This is a genomic window from Arthrobacter sp. CDRTa11 (assembly GCF_026427775.1).
Taxonomy (GTDB): Bacteria; Actinomycetota; Actinomycetes; order Actinomycetales; family Micrococcaceae; genus Arthrobacter.
On the sequence record NZ_CP044532.1, the window covers coordinates 3,851,009 to 3,863,560 of the forward strand.

The window sequence follows — 12,552 nt, forward strand, 5'->3', positions numbered from 1 at the left end:
CGACCGGCGGACGCACGGGTTGCGGGCCGAAAGCCCAAGGACTCGTGGGCGCTGAATGATTGTAAGGTTGAAACAGAACCGCGCCGGCCGTGTGCGCCAGCAATTAGCGCCAGCAACAGCGCACGTATAAGGAGAGACCATGAAACCGGAACCCGCCGGAACAGTCACGTCCGAAGGTGCTGCAGTGCCAGTCCGCGCACGGTTCGGCTCGTCGGAGGTGCCAGCCTCCCGTGCGACACAGGACCGGATCGACATTCCTGAGTTCGCGCCCAATCTTGAGCCCGAAGGGGACATCCGTCCGGACCGGTTCCTGGACCGCGAACTGAGCTGGCTGGCATTCAACTCCCGCGTCCTGGAACTCGCTGAGGACCCCACCCTCCACCTGCTGGAGCGGGTCAGCTTCCTGTCCATCTTCGCGTCCAACCTGGACGAATTCTTTATGGTCCGCGTTGCCGGCCTGAAGCGCCGCATTGCCACCGGGCTGGCCGTGCCCTCCCCCGCCGGCCTTAGCCCCGTTGAAGTCCTGGAAAAAATTGGTGACGAAGCGCACCGGCTCCAGCAGCGCCACGCCCAGGTCTTCTCCGAACAGATTCGCCCGGCTTTGGCGTACGAACACATCCACCTGATGCATTGGGATGAACTCGACGACGCTGCCAAGCAGCAGCTCAGCGCCATGTTCGCCGAAAAGGTCTTCCCCATCCTGACGCCCCTGGCCGTGGACCCAGCACACCCGTTCCCGTACATCTCCGGCCTGTCCCTGAACCTTGCCGTGGTGGTCCGGAATCCGGTAAGCGACAAGGAACTCTTCGCCCGCCTCAAGGTGCCCGACCAGCTGCCCCGCCTCATTTCCATTGATGGGCCCAGGGCCGGTGCCGTGGCAGGGCGGGTTGCCCGCTTTATCGCGCTCGAAGAAGTCATCGCCGTCCACCTGGACAAGCTTTTCGCCGGGATGGAAGTCCTTGAGCACCACATCTTCCGCGTTACCCGCAACGAGGACGTGGAAGTGGAAGAGGACGACGCCGAGAACCTGCTGCAGGCCCTCGAAAAGGAACTGCTGCGACGGCGGTTCGGCCCTCCCGTCCGGCTGGAGGTCACCCACGACATCAACCCCAACATCCGTGCGCTGCTGATCCGCGAACTGGGCGTTGAGGAGTCCGAGGTCTATTCAGTCCCGGCACCGCTGGACCTCCGCGGATTGTCCGTTATCGCGGGGATCGACCGTGCGGATCTCCACTATCCCAAGCATGTTCCGCACACCTCCCGGTATCTCAACGAATCCGAGACGTCCAAGGCCGCCAACGTCTTCGCCGCCATGCGCCGCCGCGACATCCTGCTCCACCACCCGTACGACTCCTTCTCGACGTCGGTGCAGGCATTCCTGGAACAGGCCGCCGCTGACCCCAAGGTCCAGGCCATCAAGCAGACCCTGTACCGCACCTCGGGTGACTCCCCCATCGTGGATGCCCTGATCGATGCAGCCGAGGCCGGCAAGCAGGTCCTGGCCCTGGTGGAGATCAAGGCCCGCTTTGACGAGCAGGCCAACATTTCCTGGGCCCGCAAACTGGAACAGGCCGGCGTTCACGTGGTCTACGGCATCGTGGGCCTGAAGACGCACTGCAAGCTGTCCCTGGTGGTCCGGCAGGAAGTGGACGGGCTGCGTCGCTACTGCCACATCGGTACCGGCAACTACCATCCACGGACGGCGCGCTACTACGAGGACCTGGGCCTGCTCACCGCCAACGAGCAGGTGGGCGAAGACCTTTCCAAGCTCTTCAACCAGCTCTCCGGCTATGCGCCCAAATCAACGTTCAAGCGCCTCCTTGTGGCACCCAGGTCCGTCCGGTCCGGGCTGATCGACAGGATCGAAACCGAGATCCGCAACGCCCGGGCAGGACTTTCGGCCAGGGTGCAGATCAAGGTGAACTCGATTGTGGACGAGGCCATCATCGACTCGCTTTACCGGGCATCGCAGTCAGGCGTCAAGGTGGACGTCATCGTCCGCGGTATCTGTTCACTGCGCCCCGGCGTCCCCGGCCTCAGCGAAAACATCACTGTCCGCTCCGTGCTGGGCCGCTTCCTTGAACACTCCCGGGTGTTCGCGTTCGCCAACGGCGGCGATCCCGTGGTGTACATCGGCTCGGCTGACATGATGCACCGCAACCTGGACCGCCGGGTGGAGGCCCTGGTCCAGCTGGCCAGCCCGGATGACATCACGTACGTCCTTGACCTGCTGCGCCGCTATATGGATCCGGAAACGGCCAGCTGGCACCTGGACAACCAGGGTGACTGGACGCGATACCATATCGCCGACGACGGCACGCGCCTTGACGACGTCCAGTCGTGGCTGCTCGCATCGAGGCCGCGCCAGCGCAGCCTGAGCCGGCGCTAGGGCTGGTCCATTGTCGAGCGACGCACTCGTAGCTGATCAGACAGACCATCCAGGCGAACCGGTAGCGGTCACAGCCGCCGGAGCCCTGCCGTGGCGCATCAACAAGGACCAGCTGGAGGTACTGCTGATCCACCGGCCGCGCTACGACGACTGGTCCTGGCCCAAAGGCAAAATCGACGCCGGTGAAACCATTCCCGAGTGTGCCGTCCGCGAGATACAGGAAGAAATCGGCCTGACGGCACAGCTGGGCATCCCCCTTCCCCCCATCCACTACCACGTAGCCTCGGGGCTGAAGGTGGTTCATTACTGGGCAGTCCGCGTCAACGGGGCCCGGCTCCTGCCGGACGGCAAGGAGGTGGACAGTGTGATGTGGTGTTCCCCTGCGAAGGCGGCCACGCTGCTGTCGAACCCTTCCGACGTCGTCCCCCTGGAATTCATCCAGGCCGCCCATGATCGTGGGGAACTGAACACGTGGCCCTTGGTGGTGCTTCGCCATGCCAAGGCCAAGCCCCGTTCCTCCTGGACGAAAGCGGAGGGTGAGCGCCCCCTGGCCGCTACCGGGCTGAGGCAGGCCCAAGCCGTGGGGCGGCTCCTGCACACATGGAAGCCCCTGCGGGTGGTCACCAGTCCATGGCTGCGCTGCGTCGCCACCGTCATGCCTTATGCCAATGCCGCCGGAGCGAAGGTCAAGCTGGCGGAGGCCCTGACGGAACACAGGCACGCCCGCAATCCCAAGAAGACAGCCGCTGTCATCGAGGCACTGTTCGACAAACAGCGCGCGGTTGTTGTCTGCACGCATCGCCCGGCCCTCCCCACTGTGATGGATCAGTTGGCCAAGCACATGCCCCCGGCATTGAGCGCCCTGCTGCCGTCCTCCGAGCCGTACCTCTCGCCGGGGGAAGTGGTGGTCTGCCATGTGGCCCCCGGCAGCAAGAACCGGATTGTCGCGGTGGAACAGTTCAAACCGTTTGACGACTAGCACCTGAGCCCTGTTGACCCGCGGAACTTTGTATCAAATACTTAGTACATTGATACAAAGTTTTGGGGGATGACGTGCCTGACGCCAACGGTTTTGAACTCGCGTTCCAGAATCTGGCGCCCATGGTCCTGCTGTGGCCCTTCCTCCTGGCCGCGGGGCTTTACGTCCTCCTCCGCTGGGTGATCTCGGCACCGGACGGCGGAACATCCCGGGTCACGGTGGCCCAACATGCCCTCTGGGTGGGTGTCATCGGCTGGCTGGGCAGCTCCCTGCAGCCAGCGTCGAATGCCGGGATTCTGCCCGTGAACGCGGGTACGGCAGCACTGGCCTCCCCCGGGGCCATCCTCACCGCTCTCGCCTGGCCCATCCTGGGATGCCTCGGGATCCATGCAATCGGACAGCTGAGCTATCCCGGGCCCCGGCGCCCCCGCAGGCGGGCCACCCTTGGCGTCCGGCGGGTCCGGGATTTCCTCCCGCACCCCCTTGCGTGGACTGTTGCCGCCATCTTCGTGGCAGCGGCTGTCCAGATCGCCTGGACGGCTACCCTTCCGGGATACGCTCCGGTACCCTACGCCACGTTGGACGTGCACCCACAGGACGGGATCCGGGCCGGCGGCGACGGGCGTATTCCGGGTGCTGAACTGGCTGGGTATCTCGGTGCCGGTCTGGTGGTGCTGACAATCGGTACGGGCCTTGTCCTGATGCTCATTGCCAAGCGACGGCAGCTGGAGGCCCTGGACGCAGACGAGAATGACGTTTTGCGGACCATCGCGATGAACAGGCTGCTCCGCACGGTGGCCACCATTGCCGCAGGGCTGGCCGCCATCGCCGGGAATTTCGCTGCACGGCCGGATCCTTCGGTCCCCGCGAACGGCTGGTTCAATCCCATGGGCCTGGTTTCGCTCGCAGTGCTGCTGGCCATGTGGTGGTGGGCCCCGCCCAAGCTCGTCAGTGCACACGTTGGCCACAAGGGTCCCGGCCACCCCATCCCGGCAGCCGGAACACAGCCCGCCACCAGGCTCTCGGTCTCGCTGGGCGCTGCCCTTGGGCTCGCCCCGGTAATACCTGCCCTTGCAGGCCTCTTCATTCCCGGAACGCCTCTCTGGGGACAACCGACTGTGTTCACAGCCCTGGCGGCGGCGGCAGTACTGGCCGTCATCGCCGCCGGGGAGCTTCTGATGCACCGCAACCACGGATCCCCCTCCGCGCCTAGGACGTGGCCCCGGCAGCCGGTGAGCCCGGCGCTTCTGACCACCGCCATCGTGACCCTCTTCGTTTTCGCCGCAGTGGCCGCAGTCACCGCCACCGGTGAGGCGATGCTGGCGGTTCAGCCAAGCTGGACCACCACGGCACTGGGCACGGCCGCCGTCGTGATCCTTTCGGCCCTGCCCCTTGCCGCCGCCCGGAAGCGGCGCGGCATCCCGGCGGTTGTTCCCGGCCTGGACGCGGCGCTCCGCGCGATCACGGTGCACCGGGTGGTCCGCACCCTGGCAGCCTGCTTCGCGGTCCAGGCCGGGGTGCTGCTCATCACGGCCAGCCGGGCGTGGCCACCTGTCCTTGGACTGCCGGAGGCTGCGTGGCCGGCCTTCTGGCAGCCCCCGGTTACCGTGGGTGCGCTGGCGGTGGCGGCCGGCGTGGCCATCGCGGTGATTCCGGTCAGGGGCTTCGCGCGCACTCCGGCCTCCCCGCGACAGCCCCAAGCAGATCCGACAAACCAAGCTGAAGCGCTGAAATGAACGCCGGAATCTCCATAGATTTAAGGTCTGCGACGCCGCCGTACGAGCAAATCCGTTCGCAGATCGCCTCTTTGATCGCCATCGGCTCCCTCAGCCCCGGCAGCCGCCTGCCCACCGTCCGCAGCCTCGCGGCCGATCTGGGCATCGCCGCCGGCACGGTGGCGCGGGCCTATAAGGAGCTGGAGGCGTCAGGCCTTATTGAATCCCGACGACGGTTGGGTACCGTGGTTGCGCACGGCACCCGGGGCGGGGCCGGCGGCGCGGAAGCCGTTCCCGAAACGGTGACTGCCGCCGTCGGACTCCTGATCAGCACAGCCCGCGATGCAGGGTTGAGCGATGAACTCCTGCTTGACCTGGTGCGTGGGAAACTCAGGAACGGCCAACCTTCCACGGAACCAGCGCCGGGGCAAAGTAGACTTTAGCCGTGAGCATCCCAACGCCTTATGAAGACCTCCTGCGAGATGTCATGGCCCATGGCACGCATAAATCCGACCGCACCGGAACCGGCACCACCAGCGTTTTTGGCCGGCAGATCCGGTTTGACCTGTCCAAAAGCTTCCCGCTGATCACCACCAAGCGTGTCCATTTCAAGTCCGTGGCGGTGGAACTTCTGTGGTTCCTGCGCGGCGAATCGAACGTGAAATGGATGCAGGACCAGGGCGTCACCATTTGGAATGAATGGGCGGATGCCGACGGCGAGCTGGGGCCGGTTTACGGGGTGCAGTGGCGGAGCTGGCCCACCCCGGACGGCGGCCACATCGACCAAATCGCCGAGCTGGTGGAGAACCTCAGGTCCAACCCGGACTCGCGCCGGCATATTGTGTCGGCCTGGAATGTCTCGGAGCTCAAGGACATGGCCCTGCCGCCGTGCCACGCGTTCTTCCAGTTCTACGTCGCCAACGGCAAGCTCTCCTGCCAGCTCTACCAGCGCTCCGCGGACATGTTCCTGGGCGTGCCGTTCAACATCGCCTCGTACGCCCTGCTCACGTGCATGATCGCCCAGCAGGTGGGGCTGGAGCCGGGTGAGTTTGTCTGGACCGGCGGCGATGTGCACATCTACGAGAACCACATGGACCAGGTCCTCAAGCAGCTGGACCGGGAGCCGTACGAGTACCCGCAGCTGGTGATCACCCGCAAGCCGGCTTCCATCTTCGATTACACCCTCGAGGACTTCGACGTGGTGGGCTACCAGCACCACCCCACTATTAAGGCTCCGATCGCCGTATGAGCACCGAAAACTCCGCAGACCCCCAGGACTTCACCCAGGAAATCGCTGACTCCGTCACCGGCGTGGGCCTGGTATGGGCGCAAACTGCCGACGGCGTCATTGGCAAGGGCGGCGACATGCCGTGGCACCTGCCCGAAGACCTCAAACACTTCAACCGGCTGACCATGGGCCATCCGGTGATCATGGGGCGCAAGACCTGGCTGTCCTTTCCGGACAAGTACCGTCCCCTGCCCGGCCGGACCAACATCGTCATCACCCGGCAGAAAAGCTGGGCGGAAACGCCCGAGGCGGAGGGCGCCGCCGTGGTTCCGTCCCTGGATGACGCGCTGCTGGAATCCCAGTTCGTCGACGGCGGCGAGACGGTGTGGATCCTGGGCGGCGGTGAGGTCTTCCGGCAGTCCACCGACCTCGCCAACGTTGCAGTGGTCACCACCATCGATGTGGAAGCCGACGGCGACACCTTCGCTCCCGAGCTCGGCGCAACCTGGGAGGCGGCCGCGGCCGTCCCGCCGGATGGCTGGCTGACGGCGGCCAACGGGACGCGCTACAGATTCACCAAATGGGTACGGACCGAGGGCTGACGTGCTGAAGAAACCCGAAACCCTGTTTGTACTGGGCTACATGCTGCTGCCGCTCCTGGCCCTGCTGTCCGCGATCGTGGGATTGACCATGATCCTGGGCGGCAACAAGATCCCCGGGATTATCGTGCTGGTGGTGGTCACCCAGGTCTTCGCCTTCGGCGCTTTCTTTGCGCTGCGGGCCCGCAAGAATGCCGTGCTGGAGGAAAGCAACAGGCCTTAATCGCCTGCGGGATCGCTTGCTGCCGGCCCTTGGCCGGGATGGGTAGGACACCCCATCGCAGTAGCCCGCGGGGCGTGGATAAACTTCAGGGAGCGGCCTGACCGGGAACCAGCTGCCGAGAACCAGCTGCTCAGACATGTGGGGGATGATGCCTTGTGGCAGGTAATTTGTGGGGCGCGGACGTCGCCCAGCTGCGCATGCTGGCACAGCAGTTCGGAACGGCCTCCGAGAGCCTGATGCAGCAGTCGTCCTCACTCACCGGCGCCATTAACAACGGCAGCGGGTCCTGGAAGGGCGCCGACAGCGCACGCTTCAGGTCGGAGTGGAACGGTAGCCACCGGGCCCTGATCCAGCAGACCGCCGATGCACTGAAGCAGGAATCCAAGAGACTGCTGGCCAACGCCGATGACCAGGAGAAGGAGAGCAATGCCGCGCCCGGCTCAGGCGGCGGCCCTGGCGGCGGCGGCAGCAGTTCCCCCAACGGCCCTGGGGGTTCCTCCACACCGTTCGATCCCTGGGGTCCGGACTGGATCTCGGATGGAGACTCTCCTTTCCGCAGTGGCTGGGACGCCTATAACGGCGTCCTCGGCCTGAAGACTGTTCCCCTCGGACTCAGGGACTTCTCACAGTTCGCTGCCCGCCACGGCGACGAAGTCAACGCATTGTTCGGAGCGGGACACGACCTCGCCGCATGGAAGCGGATTTTCAACAAGGACCTGTGGGAAGCTGCGGCACGTTCTGACGGTTTGCGCGGCGCATTTTCCGGGACAGCGGACCTGCTGAGCGGCAAATTCGGTGACTTCGCCGAGATGGCCCGTGGTGCCGGGGCAGCTGACCTCGGTCCGTGGGCAAAATTTGGCCTGAACTCTGCCGGGCATGCCCTTGGCGGAATAAGTGTTGGCTTGGATGGCCTGGACACCGTCAACGCCATCCGTGAGGGCGAAACCGGGGATGCCCTGAAGTCGGGCCTCAAGACTGCACTGGGTGTCGGATCCTTCTTCCCGCCGCCCGTTGGTGTCACGTGCATGGTGATCGGCGGCGCATGGGCGGCCGTCGAACTGATCCCGGGAGCCAAGGATTCCATTGATAATGCCTTTGACGCCGTCGGTGACTTCACCGAAGATGCCGCAGAAAATATCGGCGAAGGCGTCAAGGACTTCTTCGGTTTCTAGCCTGCTTCCCCACTCATAGGATGATGAACATGATTGCGACAAAGACCCCTGAAGACACGTCTGTCGGATTTGGCCTGGCCGAAATGGCCTACCTTGTGCATCTGCAGCCGACGCCGGGATCCCGGGCCAGTGCCTCGTGGCTACGGCTTACCGAAGAATCCGAAAATCAGGAACTGATCGGCGCCGGCCTTTCTTCACTCATCGCCCGGGGCCTCGCCACCGTCAATGGTTCCGAGGTGGGCTTCGATATGCGTGTGGACGTTGTCGCCTACACACTTGCCAACGCCCTCAGATGGACGCAATTGGATCTGCTTCTGGATGCCGAAGGAGGCGATTCGGTACTGCACGCCGAGTCGGACCGGACAACACTCATCTTCCAGCCGAGAACCATGATGAGCTGGTTCGCCCTTCCCCAGGATCCAAATATCTCAGCAGCAGCTGCCGAGGCCTTCATCGTCCGTGAGCATTTGGCCCAGAACCCGGAAGGCGGCGTCAGGATAAGGTCCGGATTGCGCCCCGGTTCCCGGCAGCTGCTCATCCGCAGAGACAAACAAGGGTGGGTCCACGCCGTAGCCGTGAATGACGTGGTGGGAGCCGAAACGTTGGCGGATTCCGACGACGCCCTGACAGCGGCGCTGAGTACGTTCAGGTCCGAAGGTGGAGCTGCTGATGGCATCTGAGCCATCGGTGGAAAGCCTCATTGCCGGCCGCCCCTACTACTACGCCACCGGGATGGAAAGAACCGTCTACGCCTATACCCGGGACGAATGGGGCATTGGTGGATCGCAGCCGTCCGGCAATTACTCGGTTCACAGCGCAACAGGCCTGTTCATCGTCACGATCCTGATGACCATTCCCGCCATATTTGCGCCCCTGCTTTTGATCGTCGCCGTAGCCAGCCTCAACCTCATTGTTGGCCTGCTCGCGCTGGTTTGCACCGCGCTCTTCACTGGTGGCTGGCTGTTCGGCATCCATAACCTCCGCAGGGAGCGGCAAGCGTCCAAGCTGCGCCGCCTCAAAGGGCTGCCGAAGCCCCGATTCGCCCTCGACGACGACAAGGCCCGCAGCTGGTTCGAAGCCAACCCGTCCGGGATTCCCATCACCCGCGAAAACTTCCCGGACAGCACCCGTCCGTTCCCCGGCGAAGCATACCCAGGCTGATCCAGGGCATCGTTGGACCGGAATTTTTGTGAAACGCGATCATGTTTTCCGCCGACCCGACGGCACCCCCTATGACCCAAACCCCTTCAACGTGCGCCAGTACGAGAAGCAGTACGGTCCGGGCGGAGTCCCGGAAGGGTACTCCATGGACGCCATAACACCCGTGCAGAGCCCCAGACTGATCACGGGTATCGGCATCTTCCTGACAGCCATGGCCGGCATGATGATCTATGGGGCCTTCGCAGCCGTCGGCGAGCCCGGATTGTCCATCTATGCTGCCATCATGGCGGCACTGACCCTGGCCGGGGCCGTCTGGGCTTTCATCATGGCGTCCCGCCGCCAGCGCTGGTTGCAGGAGCAAAAGCAGGCTTCGTTGGATTCCCGATCACCGTAGTAAGGAACAAAATTGGTTTACGACGCTGCCCGCTTCCAGCGGGATGATGAGATGACGGCGTGGCACCGGGCCTCCGTTGCGGCCGGGGACAAGCGCATCCTGATGCGCACCAGGAAGGGTGAGCTTTACAGCTACGCCGCCGACGAAATCGGATTTGCAAGGGGATCCGGCGTGCAGTTCACCACGTGGTGGGGCATGCTGATAGGCGCCTCCATGATGCTGGGCATCGGTCTGATCGTCATCTGGGGTGTGCTGATCCTGCCCGCCGTTCTCGGAGGAGAGCCCCATTGGGGCGGGCTGTTCCTTGTTCTTTTGTCTGCGGGCGGATGTTGGCTTTTTCTCCACTACGCGGTGGCAGAGTACAGAGCACGGCAGCTGCGGCGGGCCCGGGGCGTTCCCGAGCCCGGTTCCAGGTGACGGACCCGGCGGCGGTGCCGGCCGGCGTCGTGCCGTGCAGGTGACGTAACCAACTGCGGGCTGCCGGTCCGGGAGTCTAAACTGGACGAATGACTACAGCAGCTACTCCGTCCGTTGGACTGGTCGGTTGGCGTGGCATGGTCGGTTCCGTCCTGATGCAGCGTATGCAGGACGAAGGCGACTTCGCCAACATCAACCCGGTATTTTTCTCCACCTCAAACGCGGGAGGTGCCGCCCCCGTTTTTGCTGACGGGGCAGGCAAGCTCGAGGACGCGTTCGACGTCGAGACGCTGGCGAAGCTGCCCATTATTGTGACCGCCCAGGGCGGGGACTACACCAAGCGTGTCCACACCGAACTCCGGAGCCGGGGCTGGGACGGCCTCTGGATCGACGCCGCCTCCACCCTGCGCATGAGCGATGACTCCATCATTGTGCTGGACCCCATCAACCGGGACGTCATCGACAAGGGCCTGGTCAACGGCACCAAGGACTTCATCGGCGGCAACTGCACCGTGTCCTGCATGCTGATGGGCCTGGGCGGGCTGTTCAAGAACAACCTCGTCGAGTGGGGCACGTCCATGACCTACCAGGCTGCCTCCGGCGGCGGCGCCCGGCACATGCGCGAGCTGCTCAGCCAGTTCGGGACCCTGAACGCAGAGGTCAGCAGCGAGCTGGACGATCCGGCGTCGGCCATCCTGGACATCGACCGCAAGGTCCTGGCCCACCAGCGCACGGGCATCGACGCCAGCCAGTTCGGTGTGCCCCTGGCCGGGTCCCTCATCCCCTGGATCGACGCAGACCTGGGCAACGGGCAGTCCAAGGAAGAGTGGAAGGCCGGGGTGGAGACCAACAAGATCCTGGGCACCTCCGAGGAAAACCACGTGATCATGGACGGGCTCTGCATTCGGATCGGCGCCATGCGTTCCCACTCCCAGGCTCTCACCCTCAAGCTCCGCGAGGACCTTTCCGTGGCCGAGATCGAGAAGATCGTGGCCGAGGACAACGAATGGGCCAAGGTCATTCCGAACTCCAAGGAAGCCTCGATGACCGGCCTGACTCCGGTTGCCGCCTCCGGCACGCTGGACATCCCGGTGGGCCGTATCCGCAAGCTCGAAATGGGCCCGGAGTACATCAGCGCCTTCACCGTAGGCGACCAGCTCCTGTGGGGCGCCGCCGAGCCGCTGCGCCGCATGCTCAACATCGCCACGGGCACGCTCTAGCCACACTTTCGGCCGACCGGGCCGGCAAGAACGGTCCTGGCCCGCAGGAACGGTGCTCCCCAGCATCGTTCAAGCGGGCCAGGACCGTTTTTGCGTCACGCGGACAGCCTCCGTGAGCGCTGAGCCATGGCAAGCAGCCTCCGCCTCAGCTCAGCCGGACGGTCCAGATCCTTCCATTTAAGCCGGAGGACCAGCCAGCCCTCCTCCACCAGAGCAATCTCGCGCTGGCGTTCTGCCAGAATCACCTCGTCCGTGGGTTTGTAGTCGAAGTACTTGGACCTGCCATCAAACTCGATCACAATTCTGGTCACTTCGTCCGCAAAGTCAGCCCGGAAGAGGCCGCTCTTTGTCGCAATCTCCATCTGCGGGACGAAGCTGTGCAACCCCAGGGAGTGAAGCAGCAGCCGGGTCCTGGTTTCGCCCGCTGATTCGGACCGTCCATCCAAGGCAGCAAGCAGGTTGAGCGCACGCCGTCCTCCGCGCTTCACCGGGCTTTGGGCCAGGAGCTGTTCCATCCTGTCCAGGCCGGCGCCCTTTCTCAGTGCGTGGTCTCCGATCACGGCTGACTGTTCCAACGTGAGGATGCGGGCGCAGTCCAGGACAGTCCGCTCAAGACTGGTCACCTTGAACAGGCGGCCGTCCCCGGTCCGCAACGACGCAAGATCCCCGACGTCGAACCCCATCCTGTGCGTCCTGACGTCGGTCCCGGCGCTTTTGGACGAGTTCGCGTGCCCTGTAGTGACGTGGATAAGCGGACCCACGTCCCATACCTGGCACCCGTGCAGCCTGGCGGCGCTGACATGGCTGTAGCGCGAGAGGCCGCCTGTGGATTCGTAGTGCGCCTGGATGCGCAGCACGTCCCGTGTCCACGGCCTGTGTCGAGGCAACGGGAAAAGCGGGCCAGCGGGCATCCACGAGGTCACGTATTTTGTCGGAGTTCATGCTCAAAGCCTGAGCGCGAGGCGGCAACCCTGGCTACAAACCGCTGACCTATGTGAACAACTCCCCTTCTCCGGGCGGCTCGTGTCGGGTAGGAGCGGTCCGGCCCCGCTCAA

General features: G+C 64.3%; 14 protein-coding genes. 13 read left to right on the forward strand and 1 reads right to left on the reverse strand.

Annotation, left to right across the window (positions count from 1 at the left end; all coding sequences use genetic code 11):
- Positions 1–139 precede the first annotated feature (139 nt).
- From F8G81_RS17430 to asd, 13 genes are all read left to right on the forward strand, one after another.
- Positions 140–2,389 (forward strand): RNA degradosome polyphosphate kinase, encoded by a 2,250-nt coding sequence (locus tag F8G81_RS17430; protein WP_267275907.1) that lies wholly within the window; start codon positions 140–142, stop codon positions 2,387–2,389.
- 10 nt (positions 2,390–2,399) lie between these two features.
- Positions 2,400–3,368: an NUDIX hydrolase gene (locus F8G81_RS17435; protein WP_267275908.1), complete on the forward strand. Its 969-nt coding sequence runs from the start codon at positions 2,400–2,402 to the stop codon at positions 3,366–3,368.
- Positions 3,369–3,442: 74 nt separating this feature from the next.
- A complete protein-coding gene (locus F8G81_RS17440; RefSeq protein WP_267275909.1) occupies positions 3,443–5,104 on the forward strand; it encodes a hypothetical protein in 1,662 nt (553 codons plus the stop codon).
- Positions 5,101–5,526: a GntR family transcriptional regulator gene (locus tag F8G81_RS17445; RefSeq protein WP_267275910.1), complete on the forward strand. Its 426-nt coding sequence runs from the start codon at positions 5,101–5,103 to the stop codon at positions 5,524–5,526. Before F8G81_RS17440 ends, F8G81_RS17445 begins: the two co-directional genes overlap by 4 nt.
- Before the next feature lie 2 nt (positions 5,527–5,528).
- Positions 5,529–6,332, forward strand: a complete 804-nt coding sequence (locus F8G81_RS17450) for a thymidylate synthase (protein ID WP_323809200.1) — start codon at positions 5,529–5,531, stop codon at positions 6,330–6,332.
- Positions 6,329–6,913 carry a dihydrofolate reductase gene (locus F8G81_RS17455; protein WP_323809201.1) on the forward strand — a complete coding sequence of 195 codons (585 nt, stop codon included), beginning with the start codon at positions 6,329–6,331 and terminating at the stop codon, positions 6,911–6,913. Before F8G81_RS17450 ends, F8G81_RS17455 begins: the two co-directional genes overlap by 4 nt.
- A 1-nt stretch (position 6,914) precedes the next feature.
- A complete protein-coding gene (locus F8G81_RS17460; RefSeq protein WP_267275911.1) occupies positions 6,915–7,133 on the forward strand; it encodes an NF038396 family protein in 219 nt (72 codons plus the stop codon).
- A 155-nt stretch (positions 7,134–7,288) separates the two neighbouring features.
- A complete protein-coding gene (locus tag F8G81_RS17465; protein WP_267275912.1) occupies positions 7,289–8,305 on the forward strand; it encodes a WXG100 family type VII secretion target in 1,017 nt (338 codons plus the stop codon).
- A gap of 29 nt (positions 8,306–8,334) precedes the next feature.
- On the forward strand, positions 8,335–8,985 hold the full coding sequence (locus tag F8G81_RS17470; RefSeq protein WP_267275913.1) for a hypothetical protein: 651 nt from the start codon (positions 8,335–8,337) through the stop codon (positions 8,983–8,985).
- Positions 8,975–9,466: a hypothetical protein gene (locus tag F8G81_RS17475; protein ID WP_267275914.1), complete on the forward strand. Its 492-nt coding sequence runs from the start codon at positions 8,975–8,977 to the stop codon at positions 9,464–9,466. Before F8G81_RS17470 ends, F8G81_RS17475 begins: the two co-directional genes overlap by 11 nt.
- A 28-nt stretch (positions 9,467–9,494) precedes the next feature.
- The gene (locus F8G81_RS17480; protein ID WP_267275915.1) at positions 9,495–9,860 is read left to right on the forward strand and encodes a hypothetical protein; all 366 of its coding nucleotides are present in this window, start codon (positions 9,495–9,497) and stop codon (positions 9,858–9,860) included.
- A gap of 12 nt (positions 9,861–9,872) precedes the next feature.
- Complete coding sequence (locus F8G81_RS17485; protein ID WP_267275916.1) at positions 9,873–10,277, forward strand: hypothetical protein; 405 nt, start codon at positions 9,873–9,875, stop codon at positions 10,275–10,277.
- Positions 10,278–10,366: 89 nt separating this feature from the next.
- Positions 10,367–11,497: an aspartate-semialdehyde dehydrogenase gene (asd, locus tag F8G81_RS17490; RefSeq protein WP_267275917.1), complete on the forward strand. Its 1,131-nt coding sequence runs from the start codon at positions 10,367–10,369 to the stop codon at positions 11,495–11,497.
- A 95-nt stretch (positions 11,498–11,592) separates the two neighbouring features.
- Here asd and F8G81_RS17495 read toward each other — a convergent pair whose 3' ends face one another.
- The gene (locus F8G81_RS17495; RefSeq protein ID WP_267275918.1) at positions 11,593–12,354 is read right to left on the reverse strand and encodes a hypothetical protein; all 762 of its coding nucleotides are present in this window, start codon (positions 12,352–12,354) and stop codon (positions 11,593–11,595) included.
- Positions 12,355–12,552: the final 198 nt, after the last annotated feature.

Coding starts and splice junctions, on each gene's coding strand:
- F8G81_RS17455 (WP_323809201.1), top strand. CDS start 6,329: ATGAGCACCGAAAACTCCGCAGACCCCCAGGACTTCACCCAGGAAATC.
- F8G81_RS17470 (WP_267275913.1), top strand. CDS start 8,335: ATGATTGCGACAAAGACCCCTGAAGACACGTCTGTCGGATTTGGCCTG.
- F8G81_RS17475 (WP_267275914.1), top strand. CDS start 8,975: ATGGCATCTGAGCCATCGGTGGAAAGCCTCATTGCCGGCCGCCCCTAC.
- asd (WP_267275917.1), top strand. CDS start 10,367: ATGACTACAGCAGCTACTCCGTCCGTTGGACTGGTCGGTTGGCGTGGC.
- F8G81_RS17445 (WP_267275910.1), top strand. CDS start 5,101: ATGAACGCCGGAATCTCCATAGATTTAAGGTCTGCGACGCCGCCGTAC.
- F8G81_RS17430 (WP_267275907.1), top strand. CDS start 140: ATGAAACCGGAACCCGCCGGAACAGTCACGTCCGAAGGTGCTGCAGTG.